This is a genomic window from Bacteroides sp. PHL 2737, from assembly GCF_004115325.2.
Lineage (GTDB): Bacteria > Bacteroidota > Bacteroidia > Bacteroidales > Bacteroidaceae > Bacteroides > Bacteroides hominis.
This window is the reverse complement of the sequence record NZ_CP040630.1, coordinates 3,119,635-3,139,834: the sequence shown is the minus strand read 5'-3', so window position 1 is coordinate 3,139,834 and position 20,200 is coordinate 3,119,635. Positions and strand designations below refer to the sequence as shown.

The 20,200-nt window shown below is 32.8% G+C and carries 22 protein-coding genes and 2 pseudogenes; all 24 read right to left on the bottom strand.

The annotated features are described in order from the left end of the window. Positions 1-16 precede the first annotated feature (16 nt). The 24 genes and pseudogenes from wecB (DBK98_RS12735) to rfbA all read right to left on the bottom strand — a co-directional run bounded on the left by wecB (DBK98_RS12735) (position 17) and on the right by rfbA (position 20,184). Positions 17-1,147, bottom strand: a complete 1,131-nt coding sequence (wecB, locus tag DBK98_RS12735; RefSeq protein ID WP_032536430.1) for a non-hydrolyzing UDP-N-acetylglucosamine 2-epimerase — start codon at positions 1,145-1,147, stop codon at positions 17-19. Then, entirely contained in the window at positions 1,135-2,157 is a 1,023-nt protein-coding gene (locus DBK98_RS12730; RefSeq protein WP_032536431.1) for a polysaccharide biosynthesis protein, read from the bottom strand. The genes wecB (DBK98_RS12735) and DBK98_RS12730 overlap by 13 nt, the downstream gene beginning before the upstream one ends. After that, positions 2,144-3,271 (bottom strand): glycosyltransferase, encoded by a 1,128-nt coding sequence (locus DBK98_RS12725; RefSeq protein WP_032536432.1) that lies wholly within the window; start codon positions 3,269-3,271, stop codon positions 2,144-2,146. Before DBK98_RS12725 ends, DBK98_RS12730 begins: the two co-directional genes overlap by 14 nt. 11 nt (positions 3,272-3,282) lie before the next feature. Next, positions 3,283-4,644 carry an O-antigen polysaccharide polymerase Wzy gene (gene wzy / locus DBK98_RS12720; protein ID WP_033572629.1) on the bottom strand — a complete coding sequence of 454 codons (1,362 nt, stop codon included), beginning with the start codon at positions 4,642-4,644 and terminating at the stop codon, positions 3,283-3,285. Positions 4,645-4,655: 11 nt separating this feature from the next. Continuing rightward, positions 4,656-5,774 (bottom strand): hypothetical protein, encoded by a 1,119-nt coding sequence (locus tag DBK98_RS12715; RefSeq protein ID WP_032536241.1) that lies wholly within the window; start codon positions 5,772-5,774, stop codon positions 4,656-4,658. A 10-nt stretch (positions 5,775-5,784) separates the two neighbouring features. After that, a pseudogene (gene wecB, locus DBK98_RS12710) lies at positions 5,785-6,929 on the bottom strand (non-hydrolyzing UDP-N-acetylglucosamine 2-epimerase). Between the two features lie 4 nt (positions 6,930-6,933). Next, positions 6,934-7,530 (bottom strand): hypothetical protein, encoded by a 597-nt coding sequence (locus DBK98_RS23260; protein ID WP_255504366.1) that lies wholly within the window; start codon positions 7,528-7,530, stop codon positions 6,934-6,936. A gap of 85 nt (positions 7,531-7,615) precedes the next feature. Beyond that, complete coding sequence (locus DBK98_RS23255) at positions 7,616-8,161, bottom strand: glycosyltransferase (RefSeq protein WP_255504365.1); 546 nt, start codon at positions 8,159-8,161, stop codon at positions 7,616-7,618. A 229-nt stretch (positions 8,162-8,390) separates the two neighbouring features. After that, positions 8,391-8,822: a hypothetical protein gene (locus tag DBK98_RS23250; RefSeq protein WP_255504364.1), complete on the bottom strand. Its 432-nt coding sequence runs from the start codon at positions 8,820-8,822 to the stop codon at positions 8,391-8,393. After that, on the bottom strand, positions 8,813-9,727 hold the full coding sequence (locus DBK98_RS23245; protein WP_255504363.1) for an oligosaccharide flippase family protein: 915 nt from the start codon (positions 9,725-9,727) through the stop codon (positions 8,813-8,815). Before DBK98_RS23245 ends, DBK98_RS23250 begins: the two co-directional genes overlap by 10 nt. A 383-nt stretch (positions 9,728-10,110) precedes the next feature. After that, the gene (locus DBK98_RS12695; protein WP_255504362.1) at positions 10,111-10,770 is read right to left on the bottom strand and encodes a glycosyltransferase family 2 protein; all 660 of its coding nucleotides are present in this window, start codon (positions 10,768-10,770) and stop codon (positions 10,111-10,113) included. Continuing rightward, positions 10,770-11,871, bottom strand: a pseudogene (locus DBK98_RS12690) (DegT/DnrJ/EryC1/StrS family aminotransferase). Before DBK98_RS12690 ends, DBK98_RS12695 begins: the two are co-directional and overlap by 1 nt. A gap of 19 nt (positions 11,872-11,890) precedes the next feature. Then, the gene (locus tag DBK98_RS12685; protein ID WP_255504361.1) at positions 11,891-12,487 is read right to left on the bottom strand and encodes an MBL fold metallo-hydrolase; all 597 of its coding nucleotides are present in this window, start codon (positions 12,485-12,487) and stop codon (positions 11,891-11,893) included. A gap of 135 nt (positions 12,488-12,622) precedes the next feature. Beyond that, positions 12,623-13,342 (bottom strand): AAC(3) family N-acetyltransferase, encoded by a 720-nt coding sequence (locus DBK98_RS12680; RefSeq protein ID WP_255504360.1) that lies wholly within the window; start codon positions 13,340-13,342, stop codon positions 12,623-12,625. Between the two features lie 12 nt (positions 13,343-13,354). Beyond that, positions 13,355-14,083: an SDR family oxidoreductase gene (locus tag DBK98_RS12675; protein WP_187143812.1), complete on the bottom strand. Its 729-nt coding sequence runs from the start codon at positions 14,081-14,083 to the stop codon at positions 13,355-13,357. After that, positions 14,083-14,292, bottom strand: coding sequence for a phosphopantetheine-binding protein (locus DBK98_RS12670; protein WP_032536247.1), 210 nt, complete (start codon positions 14,290-14,292; stop codon positions 14,083-14,085). The genes DBK98_RS12675 and DBK98_RS12670 overlap by 1 nt, the downstream gene beginning before the upstream one ends. A 2-nt stretch (positions 14,293-14,294) precedes the next feature. After that, positions 14,295-15,359, bottom strand: a complete 1,065-nt coding sequence (locus DBK98_RS12665) for a 3-oxoacyl-ACP synthase III family protein (protein WP_032536248.1) — start codon at positions 15,357-15,359, stop codon at positions 14,295-14,297. Further along, on the bottom strand, positions 15,359-15,589 hold the full coding sequence (locus DBK98_RS12660) for a phosphopantetheine-binding protein (protein ID WP_032536249.1): 231 nt from the start codon (positions 15,587-15,589) through the stop codon (positions 15,359-15,361). The genes DBK98_RS12665 and DBK98_RS12660 overlap by 1 nt, the downstream gene beginning before the upstream one ends. A gap of 7 nt (positions 15,590-15,596) precedes the next feature. Continuing rightward, on the bottom strand, positions 15,597-16,400 hold the full coding sequence (locus tag DBK98_RS12655; RefSeq protein WP_032536250.1) for a GNAT family N-acetyltransferase: 804 nt from the start codon (positions 16,398-16,400) through the stop codon (positions 15,597-15,599). Further along, positions 16,393-17,922 carry an amino acid adenylation domain-containing protein gene (locus tag DBK98_RS12650; protein WP_032536252.1) on the bottom strand — a complete coding sequence of 510 codons (1,530 nt, stop codon included), beginning with the start codon at positions 17,920-17,922 and terminating at the stop codon, positions 16,393-16,395. The genes DBK98_RS12655 and DBK98_RS12650 overlap by 8 nt, the downstream gene beginning before the upstream one ends. Before the next feature lie 5 nt (positions 17,923-17,927). After that, complete coding sequence (locus DBK98_RS12645) at positions 17,928-18,491, bottom strand: hypothetical protein (RefSeq protein ID WP_033572626.1); 564 nt, start codon at positions 18,489-18,491, stop codon at positions 17,928-17,930. Then, positions 18,475-18,900 (bottom strand): FdtA/QdtA family cupin domain-containing protein, encoded by a 426-nt coding sequence (locus DBK98_RS12640; RefSeq protein ID WP_032536254.1) that lies wholly within the window; start codon positions 18,898-18,900, stop codon positions 18,475-18,477. Before DBK98_RS12640 ends, DBK98_RS12645 begins: the two co-directional genes overlap by 17 nt. Continuing rightward, positions 18,897-19,301: an FdtA/QdtA family cupin domain-containing protein gene (locus DBK98_RS12635; protein ID WP_032536255.1), complete on the bottom strand. Its 405-nt coding sequence runs from the start codon at positions 19,299-19,301 to the stop codon at positions 18,897-18,899. Before DBK98_RS12635 ends, DBK98_RS12640 begins: the two co-directional genes overlap by 4 nt. Next, positions 19,291-20,184: a glucose-1-phosphate thymidylyltransferase RfbA gene (gene rfbA, locus DBK98_RS12630; protein ID WP_032536256.1), complete on the bottom strand. Its 894-nt coding sequence runs from the start codon at positions 20,182-20,184 to the stop codon at positions 19,291-19,293. The genes DBK98_RS12635 and rfbA overlap by 11 nt, the downstream gene beginning before the upstream one ends. Positions 20,185-20,200 lie beyond the last annotated feature (16 nt).

Genomic DNA, 20,200 nt, shown 5'->3' with positions numbered 1-20,200 from the left:
AATAAAAAAACAGGAACTAGATTTCTTTATGCCAAACCGTACGGTTGACATAATCTGTATAGGAAAGAATGATACGGACTACTTTTTTAGATACATTATCCGAAGCATAATCAGGAATAGAGTGAATTACGTCTGCACCTTCTGCATACTGGGAAGTTACAATTTCGATAGACTCCAGAATACGGTCACTATTCAATCCGGTCATGATCAGCGTCCCTTCATCCATACCTTCAGGTCGCTCGTGTGCCTGACGGATAGTTATAGCCGGAAAATGAAGAATAGAAGATTCCTCCATGATCGTACCACTGTCAGAAATAACACAAAAAGCATTCTGTTGAAGTTTAATATACTCCATGAAGCCAAAAGGTTTCATAAACTCAATCATCGGATTGGAATTAATAAAGCCAATAGATTCCAACTTTTTGCGGGTACGGGGGTGGGTGGAAACAATCACCTTTTTATGATACCTGTCCACTATGGCGTTCAGAGAAGAAAGCAGGTCAGAAAAGTTCTTCTCGGAATCCACATTTTCCTCACGATGCGTACTTACAATAAAGTAATCACCTTTTTTCAACCCCTCTTTTTCTAAAACATCATTCTCTTCTATTTCCGCCTTATGATAGATCAAAACCTCTGTCATTGGCGATCCGGTTTTGATCACGGTCTCCGGACGTAACCCTTCAGCCAGCAAGTATTTACGTGCATGCTCTGAAAGAGGCATATTGATATCACTCAAATGATCCACAATCTTACGATTGATCTCTTCAGGAACACGCTGGTCAAAACAGCGGTTACCAGCCTCCATATGAAAAATAGGAATCTTACGCCGTTTTGCGGAAATCACGGAAATACAGCTATTAGTATCACCATACAACAATAAAGCATCCGGTTTCACTTGGTCCATCAATTCATCCGATTTACGGATTACATTGGCTATCGTCTCTGCGGCATTCTTTCCGGCAGCATCCAGAAAATAGTCCGGCTTACGGATGCGAAGTTCCTGAAAAAAGATTTCATTCAGTTCATAATCGAAATTCTGACCGGTATGGACCATAATATGTTCAGTGTATTTGTCCAACTCAGCCATCACACGGCTCAACTTTATGATCTCAGGACGAGTTCCGACAATCGTCATTACTTTAAGCATACATCCTCCTTTATCATATCAAGTTTCAATAACAACTGTTTCATACCGTCCACATCCAAACGATGGGTATTATGTGAATGGTAGTCCTCGAATTTAGAGACCTTCTCTTGGCCTTCCACAAAATATTTATCATAATTCAGATCACGGGCATCACAAGGTATCCGATAATAATTACCCATATCTTCCGCCTTGGCCATTTCCTCACGAGTCACTAATGATTCATAAAGTTTCTCACCATGGCGTGTACCGATAACACGTACGGGGGTATCCTTTTTGTAAAGTTCCTTTAAAGAACGGGCTAGCGTATCAAGAGTAGCTGCAGGTGCTTTTTGGACAAACAAGTCGCCATTATGCCCGTGCTGAAAAGCATAAATCACCAGATCAACCGCATCATCCAGTGTCATCATAAAACGGGTCATGTTCGGATCGGTTATTGTGATATCCTTACCGGCCTTCATTTGCTCCACCCACAAAGGGATCACTGATCCGCGGCTTGCCATCACATTGCCATAACGGGTACAGCAGATAGTAGTTTGACCACCCTCTCCCATTTGACGTCCTTTAGCAATAGCGACCTTTTCCATCATGGCCTTACTGATCCCCATGGCATTGATAGGATAACAAGCCTTATCCGTCGAGAGCACAACTACATTCTTGACTCCATGCTCAATGGCTGAATCAAGCACATTCTCAGTACCTAATACGTTTGTCCGGACAGCTTGAACAGGGAAAAACTCACAAGAGGGAACCTGTTTCAGTGCAGCGGCATGGAAAATATAGTCCACCCCATTCATCACTCCATCCACAGAACGTTTATCACGCACATCACCAATGTAGAATTTCACCTTCTTATTTTGAAGGTGATGGCGCATATCGTCTTGCTTCTTTTCATCACGGGAAAAGATACGGATCTCTTTGATATCGGAATCCAAAAATCTTTTCAATACGGCATTACCGAAAGAACCTGTTCCACCGGTAATTAAAAGGGTCTTGTCTTTAAAAATGGACATTTTTATTAATATATTTTGAACAAATTTTTAAATACATCTCAGCTCTTTCAGCTGCTGTCTTAAATAAGTTAACTCTTTCAACCCCATTATTTACCAATTTTTCTTGTAAAGATGGGTTCCTATATAATTTAATAATAGAGTTTGCTATATCTATAGGATCAAGAGGATCGAAATATAAGGCTGAGTCTCCACAAATAGAATGTGAGAAGCTTAGATCAGAAGCTAATATTGGTTTGCGCATTATCATCGCCTCAGGAAAGTTCGCTGTAAAGCACTCCAATAGTGAAGGTACAAATGTTGCATGACATTCTGAATACAATTGAGGAACCAACTGGGAAGGAATAGGTCCAACATTAACCACAACTAAACGATATATCTCAGGAATTAATCTCAAATATTCTTTTTGAGAAATAGTCAACACAAATTTAAAATTGAAAAATCCTTTTTGATGCAAGACATCTATTACTGGCAATATTATATTTAGATTTTTATGGGGATATGCACTACTTACGGATAGTAATCTATATTCATCCATCTCCAAATTGGGCAATATTTTATCGTTAAGCAAAGCATCTTTCTTAAAGGAATGAAAATTACGGCTATAAGTATTTGAAACTGTAAAGCAAGGCTTATGGAGTAACTTAGCAAGTCGAATAGTAGCATCTTCTGTTTCAGTAATAAACGCATCAGCATCTCGTTTTAAGAAAAAAAAATGGATATTTTTTTTTATAAGCCAAAACAGTTTATCTTTCCAAGGTACCATTCCCCAAAATGGTGAATCACTATATAAATAATGTCCCAATGCAAATCCCATAATATGTGGAGCTCTAGATTTCCAATACACAGGACCAAAAATAGAAAACACAACATCTGGAACAATTTCCCTTTCAATCTGAGATAAATAAGTATGAAATTGGTAAAATCTCAAATTTGGAATATTATAAAAAACGAAATTAGTCGGATAGCTTGTTACATCAATTTGAGAAGATACATTTTCACTCATAAATACGTAATAAGTGTTCTCGGGTATCAAAGCACATTCTTGAATAAAAGAAAGAGCAACCTGTAACCCCCCTCCGACATAATTCAAAGACGCATTTATTATTAACTTCATTTATATATAAATTAATTATGAACTATCTTCTTTTTTCGGTATACCAATTGAACTATAATTATAAAAAGGATAATAGGATATATACCTTGAGTAATACCAGACAATAAATCACCTCGAATAAATTTACCAGAACATTGAAAAAAGAGTAATGCAATAATTACTGATAAATAATTTTGAGATAATATAAATCTAAAATATAATTTAGAAAAATATCCGCTGTAAACTCCCATTAAAACAGAGTACAAAAATAATCCCAATAATCCACCGTTAGCCCATCCTTCACCAGCAACTCCAACAGCAAACGAAGTCCTCCATTTTACAAGATTTTCAACAGAATAATCATTATTTCCATATTTTGCCTCTGTTAACACAGTGCCAAACCCTATTGGCTTTTTAGGAAAAATAGCACGTGGAATTGGATTACAAAGTACTGTTCCTAATGTATAAGTTACGGGAAGAAATGAAATCTTACTACCATAATTATCGAATGTAAACTGCAAGTCGCTTAACATCAAATCTTTTTCAGATTCTCCATACTCTTCCGTTCCCTGAGATAATTCAAAAGAGCTTAAATGTTCATATAAATCAGCAATATCATCTAATTCGATCCCTCTAATAAAAGTAAGAATAAAAAACAAGAAACAAGAAACAATAATAAGTGAGCAATATTCAAACATCCTTTTTGAATAAAAAGCGAGTTGCTTTACACTATAAAATTTCACATAAAATAAATCAGCTAATATTAAAAACAAAATAGGAGATACAGTTGCTCCACGAGATCCCTTTGGGAAAGAAATTAAGATCAAAATAGCAATTGGTATATAAATTAGGGCTGTCTTTTTATGATAAATATTTTGAAATAAACGAAAAACAAATATTAAAGATATTATAGTAGTCATAATAAATACTTGCATATTAACAAGAAAAGAAGGTGCCTCATCAATAGTCTGACGCACATAAAAACGCGTCATTGCAGCCTCAAAAGAGCCATACAGCCATGTGTTCAACCATAAATCAAAACATGCATAAAGAAAAACAATAAATATAAAAAAGGAAAAAACGCTTCTTTTACACAACAAATCTCCATTACTATTTTCCTTATGAATAATATCATTAATAAATGATACACTTTTTTTTATAACGAGCCTAGTTCCAATAGAATAAGAAATTAAAAATATCAAAAATGAAAATAATAGTAGCATTTCAGATCGTAAAGAAAATTCCACACTTTCATATCGTCCATAAAAATTATAAAAATTAACACAAATCATTGCTAACGGAAGAGTCACAAGTGTTTGTATTTTCCCTTTAACATGTACGATTATTAAAAATAACACACAAAGTGAAATTATACCTGCATAAGTAAAATGCATCGAAGAAAAAATTAAATTGACAACGTATTGTATATTATAGAAGTTGTATCTACAGAGGTATATAACCTCTCTGCTCCCATCTTATAATATTCCATACTATTTTTTATTTTTAATATTTTATTCTTAATTGAATTGGTCGACTGCATATCAAATACTTCACCAGCCATAAATTTTTCAAAAGGAATAGATAAACCTGGAATATTATTACCTATCATTGGTACTCGATAACCAGAATATTCAAATATTTTATTAGGAGCACAAAATATTTGATTAAGTGAAATTGGATTATAGATCAAAATACCTATATACGCTAAAGATGTTATATATAGATGCTGGGGTGAAGAAATTTGGGGTACATAAATAATTTCTGGACAACTTTGAATATAGTCATTTAATGGTCCGTAATCACGTCCCATAATAACAAATACAAATTCATTTCCTAATTCTTTCACAGCCTTTATTGCAGGTAACAAATTTCTATCATATGAAACGACTCCTTGATACAAGATTATTTTTCTGTTATTCTGTATAGCATCATATAATGGAAAAGATTTCTCTTTTACAAATTCAATTGCGGCTTCTTTCTCTAACAATCTATAAGGTTTATTAGGAAGGATAATTGGATATTTATTTAAATTAAACCACATGTTAAATATGGCAGCACGATGTTCCTCACAAACAACCATATTATAAACGTATTTTGCATATTTATCTATTACATATTTATAAAATATAGAATTTTCATAAGTTTCTAAAATATGGAAAATAAACTTATAGCGATTAAATATATTACTACATAACAGAGGAGCAATACTATCCGCATTTACAAACCATATAATAAAATTTGTATCTAGTTGTTTTAATATCCTTAATACAAACATTCTATATTTCAACCAAATTTTTAGTCGACTTATGAGGCTAACCTTTCCACCTCTTAAATATCTATTTATATTAAGGCTAAAATATTCGATATTCCTTTTATGTAATTCCAACTCCCAATATTTATCTATAGATAAGGTTATTAGCTTTACAGATACGCCCAAATCACTTAAAGTTTGAAGTACCATCTGAGTCGGAGGTTCCACATTGATGGAATTCTTATGTACTATTATTACATTCATCTCTTCCATATGAAAACTTTTACATCAAACTTTCAATAATTCTATTACATGCGAACCCATCTCCATAAGGATTAACAGCTTTACTCATCGCATTATAATATTGACTATTATTCAACAATTGAGTTGTTTCTGAGATGATCTTATCATAGTCAGTTCCCACTAATCTTACAGTACCTGCCTCCAAAGCTTCAGGTCGCTCTGTTGTATCACGCATTACTAATACAGGCTTGCCTAGTCCTGGCGCCTCTTCTTGTATTCCCCCACTATCAGTAAGAACTAAATATGCCTGTTCCATTAAATATACAAAGGATAAATATTCCAAAGGTTCTATAAAGAAAATATTCGACAACTCTTCGTTATCAAAAATATCATGAATTGGCTTACGAACATTGGGATTTAAGTGCATCGGATAAACTAAATCTATTTCCGGGTTTTGTTTTGCTAATACTTCTATTGCTTTACAAATAGAGACAAAACCATCTCCAAAATTTTCTCTTCTGTGCCCCGTTATTAAAATCATTTTTCTCCCCTCTTTCAAACGATTTACATCGTATCCTACAGTTTTCATTTTCGTACACAGTTCTATTTCAAGATTTTTATTGCTCTTAATCTTATCAATTATCATATATAAAGCATCAATCACAGTATTACCCGTTACGATAATATCTTTTTCATCCACCCCTTCCATTAACAAATTTTTCTTACTAATCTGCGTTGGAGCAAAATGAAATGTTGCAATACGACTAGTGATCTGACGATTCAATTCCTCAGGCCATGGACTATATATATCATATGTACGCAATCCAGCCTCTACATGTCCAACTGGAATTTGTTGGTAAAAAGCCGCTAATGCTGCAGCAACTGAGGTCGTTGTATCACCATGAACTAAAACAATATCCGGATGAGTATTTAATAAAACACCACGCATCCCAAGCAGGACTTTTGTAGTAACGTCATATAAATCCTGTCCACTTTTCATAATATTTAAATCATAGTCCGGAATTATATCAAATAAATGAAGAACTTGATCCAGCATTTCACGATGCTGTCCCGTAACGCACACAATCACTTTTACAGAATGCGATTTTCTTTTTAATTCTCTCACTAATGGAGCCATTTTTATAGCTTCTGGACGAGTTCCAAAACAAGCATAACTTTTTTCATATCATTATATACTTTTTACAATCTTTCTTACACAATATAGTGGATAAAGACATGCATTTATCACATATAACCCCTTCCCCTTATATCCCAAAGATTTATCATATTTTTTTTTATTTATTCTATCATATTCCACTTCCCAATTTTTCATCACTCTATCCATATCATATACGTATCTAAATAATTCAAAAGCCTTATTTTCTGCTTCTACTCTAAAAATATCATCACAAGATACCTGCAAAATAGCATCTTCAAAAGTTAATCTATATGATTTATACCTCCAGTCCCCTCCTATTGCATTTCTGTCCAACGAAGGCTGCAATCCCCAAAATCCCCATGCATACTCCATCATCCCATCAAACCCACTGGCAATTATAATAGCTTTTCGATAAGAAGCCGCCGTTAGAAGAGCTGTGCCAACTCCAATAAAAGCAACACAATTCTGATATAATACATCTAAATCAGTACCAACAACAGTTCCTTTCATTACCACAGCATTATAACCTACTTCGTCATTTACACTCTTAACTAAACATTCAATCTCTTGCCTTAAAATGCCATCTCCTACAACATACAAATATTTAATTAATCCATCCTTTTTCATTTGTAAGTAATTACCGAATGATTTTATTACAGACTTCAAGTACATTTTATCTTCAGCCAAACGTCCTACCGTCAACAGATAATTATTATTTATAAAAAGAATTATTAATATGAGGTACAGGTATTGGAATTGGAATTGGAAGAATATAAGTACAGAGAGAAGTCTTACACTTATATTCGATGTATGAGTGCATATTTGCTGTCAACGTATAAAATAGTCTTCTGATTGCTAGGTACTTAGTCAAGTAACATAATTGTAAATTGCCATTATATGAAGTTTCCAACAACACATTTAATATATAAGGGATACGATGATACTTATATGACATGGCAATAAACAAAACAGGGGTCGTATTATGTGCTTCAATTACATCAACTTTATTATCTACAAGTATTTTGGAAAGCTGATTTAACGCTTTCTTTAAAACCAATGGGCTATAACTATATGGCATTTGAGCAAAAGTATTCACAATAAAATGCTTTACTTCTACGGGTAACATTTCAACAAAATCTCCACCGCATGAAATTACAATTACTTTATGTCCATGCTCTATCAACCATTTAGATTTTCGAAGAATATAAATCTCAGCGCCGCCTACTACAAATTGTGGAGTCACAAAAGCTATTTTCATTTTATAACAAATCCTTAAATTACAATATCAAATTTCACAAACACACATTAACTATCATAATTAATCTAATTAGCTACCCCATCTAAAGCTAGCGATTAAACTTTCTTTCGAAAAAAAATCCAGTTTTTATACTAAGTTTACGTAAACAAAATAAGGTACAAACGATTAGAAGTAATACCATTCCCAAATAAGATATCATACTATTACTCACATAACTAAACAAAAAGTACTAAATATAAATAATGATACTATTACAACAAGTCTCAAAAAGTTGAATCATGATAGAAATTATACAATTTTCGAGTAACAATAGAATATAGAAAACATGAAAAAAAAGACAACAAACAGAAAAAGAGATAGCAATACCTTCAACTCCCCAAAAATGATAAAACATGACATTTAGACCTAAAACATAGATGCTAGCTACTCCTTCTAACCAAAAAAAAGTTTTTCTATCTCCTTTTGAGAAAGAAATATAACTCATTGGAAATGCAATAGCCTTAAAAAATAATCCTAGACTAAACCAACGTATAACAGGTATTAATGATATAAAACTCTTTGTAAGCAATAAACGTATAACTAAAGGTGAAGTGACAATTAACAGTAAAACCAAAGGTGCTACTATAAGAAGTACAACCTCAGATTGTTGATTCACCAACATCTAACCTTATTATTATCAGAACAGATAGCTGATAAACGAGGGAAAAAATCTAGACTCATAGCTGTAAAAACTAAACCGACATATTGGTTTGTAATTGAATTTGCCGCCTGATATAGACCAACATCTTCTATTGATCCATAGTTACTAATATATGCATTCAATAAGTAATTAGATAATGTACCCAACAGAGTCGCTATCATCATAACCATTCCAAGAGAAACCATCTTGCGTACTAAAGGAAGCATTCCAAACCAAGAAACTACAACTGTAGACACAGATATTTTACTTGAATGGTAACGATAAAACACAAAGACAACAATTGAGAGAATAATCATTGATGGTACAATACCATCATATCTATAGAAATAGTAAAGTGGAACACCAATAAAAAGTCCTACAAATGCTCCTACAATAGAAGCAAAGGCTATTCGCTTTAAAAATTTAACCCCCTGTAATATAGATAATTCTCCATTAGAAAGCGTAGTAAAAAATACCACAATAGATAAACATATAAAATGCCAACGATATTCAATATTACCAAAAGCCCATTTACTCAATTCCGAAGAAAAAATAACTGTTATTATAGCACCAATTGTAGCACTGCAATATAGAAGACGTCGAACTATTACAATTAATCTGGATAGATAATTGCTCTCTTTATTTCCACTAGCTTGAGATACTTCTCTCACTATTGACAGATTTAACCCTAAACTACTAAATTGTTGAATAGTATTAGAGGAAGAGGTCAAAAAAAAAAAAATCCCCATTCCTTCAGGTCCAAGAAAAAGAGCAACCAATTTCCCTCGAATCAAATTAATCACAATATTGAAGACTTGTACACCACCAAAAATAGCTGTACCTTTTAATATTGTGCGATACCCTGATTCATCTTTATTATCTTTCATTCTCTAAACCCTAAAAATCCGATTTAATCTAATATAAGTCATTTAACACATATAAAACCTACTTCTTCTTTAGCAAAACATATATTTTTATCAAAGAAAAAAAACATATAATAACTACGAGCAAACATCTTTAATATAAGATACTTAACCTCATTAGATTCAAATTCTAATATAGAATTCTATATTTCCAATATATTTCTTTTAATTTTTGCCTCTTTTTTTTTCTATCTTGTAACAGATTCTTATCTTTTACACATTTCATCATAAAAGATGTCCAAAATAAAAGATTTTTTTATTTTTAAAAACAATTTTAATTCTTCGTCTATGGAATCTTTTAAATAGTTCTAAAATACGTATATTGGTTTCAAATTGAGTCAATTCTTTTAAACTAACTTTCTTTGTATAAGCATTTGGATCACACTGGTTATAAAAAAAGAAGAGCAACAGAATCCCACATTCTCACAGCTTTTCAGATATACTAATCCCGTATACTCGTCTGAATTATATGAAAAAGTAAAACATCCGATAGATTTAACAATAGACACTTTATAAAATGCATTAGGTGATACCTTACAATTATAAGCACATAATTCAGCTGCTCTTTCACCTGTTAGCTCCTGTCCTAACATTTTTCTTGCATTGAAAAATAACCAATCATGGTCCTCATAGTGCATATAGAGATTAGGCACTAGGGCATCATATTTTCGCAACTGCAAAACATCATTAGCCGTTTTAAAAAAATCTTTATCAAAAGAATCATCTTTTGATGAATAAAAATAATAATCTCCTGATAAATAGCGGATTCCATAATTAATTGCTTTTGCTGGTAGCCCTTCATTTTCCTTTGTTACAATCCGAATTCTAGGATCGCTAATAGCCAAAGATGTCAAAATATCCAATGTATTATCAGTGGATCCATCATTGACACACACAAGTTCCCAATTAGCATATGATTGGGCTTGTAATGACTGTATTGTCGGTATTACTTTTTCTCCCTCGTTATAATATGGAATCAACACCGAAAACTTCAAACTCTCATTCATTACTCAAAATTATTTAACAGCTCAATTATTTTTTTTTTTTTTTCTTCTGTTATCACTGAACTCATCGGTAAACTCAACTCTTCCGCATGGATCCGTTCTGTAATTGGAAAACTTAAGTCATTCCATTCTTTATAACATTCCTGTTTATGAGGTGGAATAGGATAATGAATAATAGTCTGTACCCCATTATCCATTAAATATTTCTGTAGTTCGTCACGTTTTTCACAACGAATTGGGAATATATGAAAGGCATGACTGCTCAATCATTCACTAACGGAGTAATTATCTTAGAATTTGTGATATTTTCAATGTAATACTTGGCTACCATTTTCCGAATGGATACATCCTCATCCAAATACTTCAATTTAACATTCAAAACAACCGCTTGTATTTCATCTAAGCGACTATTACGACCCATATATTTAAAAACATACTTCTTAGTTGAACCATAATTGGCTATAGCACGTACCACATCCGCCAATTCTTCATCATTTGTAGTAACGGCACCAGCATCACCAAATGCTCCAAGATTCTTACCAGGATAAAAACTATGTCCAGCAGCATCACCTAAAGAACCTGTTCTTTTACCATTATAAATGCATCCGTGCGCTTGGGCATTATCTTCTACTAACTTTAAATTATATTTCCTACATATATCCGCTATTTTTTGTGTATAAGCACATTGTCCGTATAAATGGACTATCAGTATCGCTTTAGTTTTAGCAGTTATTGCAGGCTCTATTTTACTATCATCTATTTGATAAGTATCAATAGACGGCTCTACTAAAACAGGTTTCAAGCCATTCTCTGAAATTGCTAAAATAGAGGCAATATAAGTATTTGCAGGTACAATCACTTCATCACCTACTTCCATCACTCCCATCTCTATGTAAGCTCGAAAAATCCAAATCAAAGCATCCAAACCATTAGCGCAGCCCACCGTATATTTAGTTCCAATATATTTTTGAATAATTAGCCTCAAATTTTTTCATTTTCATTTCCTTGTAGATACCAACCTGAATCAACAACTCTATCTACAGCCTCATGTATCTCTTGTGAATACTTTTGAGTTATTTTTTGTAAGTCTAAGAATTTAATCATAATATTATATTTTGAAGATTCATATCTTCTCCATGTCACACTTAATCAAGCAATTCTCTGTTAAACATTCGTTAATCAAGCACTTAACACTATTATACCATAAAGTACGATTTCCACCAGGTAACTTTACACAAGGAGATAATCCTTTCAATAATAAATCACCAACAAATATAAAATCATCAATGGAAATACACATTCCACCTTCTGAATGTCCGGGAGTTTTATAGAGCATTATATCATAAGTACACCAAAGTAATGATGTGTTTTCACTGATTACAATATCAGCGCTTCCCACTTGAAAACCTTTTCCATCATAAAATAAAGACAGATTTTTCTTTGGGTTTGTTATATATTCTGATGCTTTATCACTAGCAACTAAAGCACAATGGTACTTATCCCTCAATTGGTCAACACACCAAATATGATCAAAATGTTCATGAGTTATAAAAATCAGATCAAGTGTCAATTGATATTGTTTAATAATAGAATCAATTTCAACACTATCCAATGAGCCAGGATCTATTATTATACAATTATTATTTTCATTAGGTAACCAAACAATAAAACAATTAGAGGTAACCGGATAATTAGCCAAGCGTATTACTTCCAGCTTCATAGATTACAATGCGACCATCTCTTTAGTCAATTCAAATGTCTTATCTTTTTTTTTAATATATTATTTTCACAATCAACAAAATAAAAAGGATTATAAAGTAAACATTCATGATATGCATCTGCCGCAACTTTTTCTTCAACAATCGATATCGAACTGTCCCCTAATTGTTTTTGAGTGCAATCGAATTACGATACATATCTTCTTCATATATATAAAATTGCTATTGGGACTCACTGTTGCATAACGAACAAATAAATCATATTCATTCTTCTCCATACGTCCTCCCACAATACTAGTACCTAAAAACTTTCTGTCATATCTATAATCAACACCATACAGCCATTCCAAATAATGCATATAAGTAAAGCAATCACCTATTTTTGTCCCTAAAAATAAGAATTTCACATTATCTCTATGCCTCAGCTTGTCAAATGTTGAATTATCCCCTATAGAATGCGTTGATATACCTAGAGCAATATCTTTATCCTCTCCCAATAAAGCAATAGACATTAATGGGTCATTAGAACGAACAACGTGTTCTTGTTTTCTAAAGAACTCATTAAGAACACCCATTTTACTTTTAGACAAGAGAGGATCAAAAGTCAAGCCATTACAATAGCTAAATGTAAAAGTAGGCATACACAATGTAGGCACATTTAAGTGAAGTAAAACAGTATAAATTTCCAATAGTAGCTCCGATCTCTTTAAATTAGGATTAGGAAATCCAAATGTCAATGCACTATGTACATATAAAACCTCACATTTGTTTGCTCCGATCTCCAATAAAGATTCATACAAATCAATATTACTAACCCAATATCCTGTAGTATCTCTAAACAAATCTACTCTTTTCATTTTATATATATTTTATAACACGGAACGCCCGCCATCAATTTTAATAAGTTGTCCTGTAATCCATCTAGCTTTCTCTGATAAGAGAAATTCAACATAATCTGTTATATCCGAACATTCCCCAAAGCCTAAAGGGTAATCTCTCAATTGTCTCTGCCCTATTTCACTATCTAATAACATTTCAGTCATAGGGGTTTTCACTGCTCCTGGCAAGATAGAATTCACTCTAATTGTAGGTGCCAATTCTTTAGCCAAAGAAAAAGTTAATGCATTCAAAGCGCCTTTTGATGCAGCATAAATGCTATTGCCTACTTCACCACGAATACTCCAAAGGCTAGAAATAAAAATGACATTCTTCAAACTTTTTTTTATTGTCTTTTTCAAAAGCGTCTTCAGAATCTCTATGGCCGAAAATAAATTAACAGTAAAAATTTCATCAATATTCATGACTGATATATTCTTTATCGGAAGTATTTTTGTTATACCAGCTGAATAAATCATATTTTGGATTGTTATATTTTCACGAATAAGCAATGCAGTCAACTGTTGGAACAGACAGGCTCTCTCACTGGATAAATCACATATAAATAGTTTATGATTATCCGAATTATAACATTTTAATCGCACCTTCTCTAATTTCTCAGAATTACGTCCAACCAGTAATAAATTAGATTTTTTAGATAAAGAAATAGCCAAGGCCTCTCCTATACCCGAAGAGGCTCCAGTAATCAACGTATATTCCATTAGCCCAAAATTAAAGCACACAGATTCCCTATTGTATGAGCCTCTCTGACAATTTCCGCTGTTAAATGTTTATTATATTGTTCGGAAACCATTGCAATAATAGAAAGTATTGTCAACGAATCCCAACAATCAAAGGTACTCAAAACATCACTATCATTAACTTTCTCAACTTCTAACAAACCCGCCAATTCTTTTTTTAAATTTTCCATAATCAATAATTTATTTGTTCACAAAAAGATAAATTTCCAACTTTCATTAATAAGCTCCCCCATGTCAATCCCACACCAAAACCGGCAAAGCAAAGATTTAACTCTTCATTTAATAATTTCTCTCCTAAATTAAAAGTAATATTAGTAGGTATGGATACTCCACTTGCATTGCCAAAATTTTCAACCACATTACTAGGAAGTTTTTTATGAGAGACTCCTATTTTATCCGCCAATTTATGCAGCATAAATCGATTCGGTTGATGAAACATATAATAATCGACCAAATCTTTATCAATGGAAGCATCATTCAACAAAGCTTTTATCATAGGAGGAACTTCTAATTGGACAAAGTTAAAAACTTCGTCTCCTTTCATAACAAGATTATCTTTGGAGCGAAAATTTCCACTAATATCTTCTTTCATAACCGCTGTCTCAGTTGATGATGGTTCACGAAAACCTCCTGCTGGAATTATTAATGCATCGGCCCTGCTACCATCCATCTGTAGTCTGCCATATATTAGAGATTCATAATAAGAACGCTCTACAATAGTAATAGAGGCACCATCCCCTATCAAAGGATTACTATTACGATCCCTTTTAGACACTTTTTGACTTAATACATCAGCATTCAGCAAAATGACTTTATTTACCTCCGGCTGATCAAGCAACATAAAAGACTGAATTAAACCTATAATAAATCCAGCACAACCTTGATTAATATCCAAACAAATCATATCCTTCTTTAACCCCAGTTTTCCTTGGATAATATTACTTGTAGGTGGCATAAAATGATCAGGAGATTGCGTTACAAGAACTAAAGCGTCTATCTCCTCCTTTTCTATTCTTTTATTAGTAATCAAATAGTCTAATCCATAACAACACAAATCAGATACACAAACACCTTTTTCCACAATACGGTGCTTATTATATCCCATAGCCAATTTCAATTTTAGAGATTTTGCATGAGAGAAATTATAATTATCCATTTCATCTTCAAACAGAACCTCTTTCTCGGGTAAAACTGTCAATATGCCCGATATTCGTTTATTATGAAATAACAACTTCATTATACCACTCCATTCTTTTTTAGAAGTTCCATAATATTTTCTAAAGAAGAAAAATTTTCCGGTAACACATCAATACCATCAATAGAAATACCAAAGGTAGAATCCAACTCATTCACTAAATTAATTACATCAAATGAGTCAAGCATCCCTTCTTCAATAAAATTAACCGACTCACTAAAATCAAATTCTGGTCTTAAACCATTTAGAATTGCTATAATCTTTTCTTTCATATATATGTCATTTTTTAATTAAAACATAATCATATAGTTTTTCTGGAATAAACCCATAATGCAAATAACGTTTTATCGCATTTTCATTTCTTGAGATCACCCAAAGCATCTGCCGCTTCGATAGAATTCCTTCATGCATAAAAGCATTAAACAACATGGCGCCAACTCCCATCTCACGAAATTCCGGCACAACAAACCAATATCTCAAATAGAGAGTGGCTCCAATAAGTTCATAAATAATAAAACCACATATAGAATCATCCTTCTTATAAAGTAGCATTCCTTTATTTGCCACAAAATGTATTAATTCCTCTTCTGAAGGTATTTGCTCTGATAATGGATCAAAATAAAAGTTAAGTAACTCCTTAACCTCCTTAATATTATTCAGTTCTCCTTGTTTTATGTTTTCAGATATAGGGAATGAAACATTTGGATATCCAATCCTATTCATTCGATAAAGTACTTCGTACTCTTCAAATCCCGCAAGTATAAATTTATTTTTAAGTGGTAATATAAATTCATTTCCTACTAAATCAACAACATAAGTCCCAGGTTCCTTTTTAAGAAATATGGAAACGGATTCCATAACAGAGTAAATATCTGTTGAGATAAAAAAAAGATAGGAATAAGACTCGTTCCGTTTAATCAATAAAAAACAATCTCCAAAACATTCATAAAAAAAACTATTATGTCTTATCCAAAACGAATGCTTCAAATTATCAAGAAAGAAGTTTGTAACAAAACCCTTCTTTTTATCCCTTATTTGCTGAATCAGGGTTTGAATTTCATTAATCGATTGTAGATTATCCATTAATCTTCTTATTATAGAATAGTCTATCAATTTTACCATTTGTGTTACGCTGTAATTCATCCAATCGATAGAAAGCAGTAGGTAACATGTATTTAGGTAACTCTTTCCCTATTTTAGTTCTAAATTCTGCTGGTGAAATATCTTTCTCTGATTCATAAAAAAGAGTAATTTCTTTATGGGCAAAATTATAAACTATACATCCATTCTTCACAAGTTTCAACTTATTTATGATAATATGCTCTATCTCCCCCAGTTCTGTACGATATCCCATGTGTTTTACTAAACTGTCTTTTCTACCTTTAAAAACAATTTCTCCTAAAGCATTGATATATACAATATCCCCTGTACGATAAATAATTTCAGGATAAGCACAATTCAATGGATTTTGTACAAAAGCAATAGCCGTTTTTTCCGGATTATTATAATATCCCATCGCTAGAGAAGTTCCCCTAACGCATAACTCACCTTCTTCATCAACCTCTGTGACAAGTTTATTACTTTCGTTGAGTATTAACACATCTGTATTCCGACAAGGAAAACCAATAGGAATAGGTTCTTCATCTTTTATATCTCGGTCTACAATATAATATGTACAGTCTAAAGTTATTTCAATTGGCCCATATAAATTAGCAAACAGGACATTAGGTAACTGCTTCTTCCAATAATTAAATTGTTTGGTCGGGAATACCTCTCCTGCAAACCAAACTGTCTTCAAATCCGGTAATTTTATCGTTGACAGCAAATCCATATTAGCAATATTAACCATAATGGTAGGTACCCAAAAAAGGAATGTAACTTTATGTTTTTTCAATATTTGTAATATAGAAGCGGGAAAAGCGGACAGCTGTTCTGGAATTACCACAATAGTATTTCCCTTTGCCATCAATAGACAAAGTTCAAAACTATATATATCAAAAACTAACGGTGATAAGGACCCAATTATTTCATTTTCTAAGAAATTAAATACACCTAATGCCCATTCTGTAAAATCAATAAAACTTTTATGATTTAGCACTACCCCCTTGGGAGTACCAGTAGAACCAGATGTATTTATAATGCATAGAGGATCGGTATCAATAAGCTTTCGCAAATTAGCTTCAAGTATAACTTCATCAACAGATAATCCCCAATCCATTTCATCCAAATTCACTACCTGCACAGAATCAGGGAGAATATTAGCAATATTCTTTAAATATTGATTGTTAGTGATAATAGTTACAGGAGAAATCAAATCTATTATATTTTTTATACGTTCAGATGGAGTTTTCACATCTAGATTCATATAAAAATTCCCTGAGTAAATAATAGCCAAATCTGCACATACACTTTCGATGCTCTTATTAAGATAAACAGCTACAGGCTGTTTAACCACATCTCTTCTTAACAATATATTAGCAGCTAAAAGTTTCGATCTTTTAGATAACTCTATAAAAGAAATATTCCTTTCTTTATCTATTACAGCTATCTTCTGAGGACATTTATCCACTGTTTCCTCAAAATATTCGATTAAATTGATCTTCATATCATTTATTTATTATATTCCACTCCAAGAAGATTTGTACAAACCTCAACATGTCTCATTTTATTATTATTAAAAAGAGTTTTATCAAATCTTAAATAAATATTTTCTTCATCCTCTTTTATAATTTCTGGTTGAAACGACATATTGAATTTGATTACAGATTTATTATTCTTTCTTATATCAGCATAATCACTTTCTAGTCCTAAAATATCATAAGCAATTTCTTTTACGATTATACTAGATAGTACAGAGAGTCCCACTGGAGACGTAGGTAAAAAGACCCAACTACCTGATGTGAAATCTTTTTCTGTAATATTATATAAGCGAGAAACCCCATAATCAACACCACGAAAACTATAAACAAAATAATATTCAATACCTTTCTTTTCTCTCTCTTTATAACTTTTTATCCAATTAACTTGTGCAATTACATCATCTGACGTAAAATGAATATATTTATTTAATTGAGGATTTGTACGTAAACTAACTATAAACTGAGCATCACTCTCTTTAACAAGACGCACATGTACACCGTACTTATCCATCTGAAAATCAAAAGGCAGAATCATTTTTACACTTCTTAAACATTTCATAAACTCTTATATAATCATTTTCATCATAAACGTGGGAAGCTAATACTAAACAGACAGAACCTGAAGAGAATCCCTGTTCAGAAGCCCAAATACCCGGAGGAATATGTAATCCGTAAAAAGGACGATTTAACAATATGGTACGTTTATTAATCCCATCATCCAGTACGACCTCGAATGCTCCACTAGCCGCTATCAGAAATTGATGGCATTCCTTATGAGCATGAGCGCCACGTGCCTCACCTCCGGGAATATCATAAGAATAAAACACTCTTTTTATAATAAAAGGGATATTTAAATTCCCATGAACAGGAGTTATATTTCCTAAGCGACTCTCTATTTTAGGGAGTTCTATTACAGAACAGTCATAAACAGTGTAATTTTTCATTGTTTCGAATTAACAAACTCTTTATAATCATATATATAATCTTGAGGATTATATGAAGTAGATGAAAGAACCAAAGCCAATGAATTCGTAGAAAAGTTATTCATTTCACGCCATAATCCTTTAGGTACATAAAGCCCATAATAGGAACGATTTAAAGAAAAAACTTTTCTATTACTACCATCATCCAAAACCACATCAAAGCTCCCGGATAAAGCCACAATAAATTCTTCATTTTCTCTATATGCATGTCCCCCACGTGACTCTCCTCCTGGAACATCATAAATCCAGTAAGTCCGTTCTATTTTGAAAGGGATGTTCTTGAATTCCTCAATAATGGATAAATTACCTCGTTTATCCAAGATTTTAGGAAGCTCTACGATTTGAGCTGATTCAGTTTTCATTTTTAGAAAGTTCTTCTATTACTTTAAGCAAATACTGCCCGTACTGATTCTTTATCATAGGTTGTGCCATTATTTTCATTTCCTCTGTAGAAATCCAACCTTGCCTCAGAGCAATACCCTCTAAACAGGCTATTTTCAATCCCTGGCGTTTCTCTATTACCTCAACAAATGTGCTTGCTTCCGACAATGAATCATGTGTACCTGTATCCAACCAGGCAAAACCACGCCCCAGTAATTGAACCTGTAGGCCTCCCCTATTCAAATACATTTGATTAACTGTTGTGATTTCTAATTCTCCTCGAGAAGAAGGACTTATATTCTTAGCTATATCTACCACACTATTTGGATAAAAGTATAATCCCACGACTGCATAATGAGATTTAGGGACAGTAGGTTTCTCTTCAATACTAACCGCCTTGCCTTCTTTATCAAAATCCACTACTCCGTAACGTTTGGGATCATTCACCCAATAGCCAAAAACAGTGGCTTTCTCTGCTCGCTCAGCCGCATCAACTGCCTCTTGTAATTTAGGAGTAAAACCTTGCCCATAAAAAATATTATCTCCTAAAACTAAACAAACAGAATCACTGCCAATAAACTTCTCTCCAATAATAAATGCTTGTGCTAAACCATCAGGAGAAGGCTGCTCTGCATACTCAAAATGTACTCCAAAATCAGAACCATCACCCAGTAAACGTTGAAAACCCGGTAAGTCATGAGGAGTAGAAATAATTAGTATTTCTCGTATCCCAGCTAACATAAGTACAGAGATGGGATAATAAATCATGGGTTTATCGAAAATTGGAAGAAGTTGTTTGCTTACTCCTTTAGTAATAGGATATAAACGTGTACCAGATCCCCCAGCTAAAACAATGCCTTTCATAAGTCAAATAAATAAA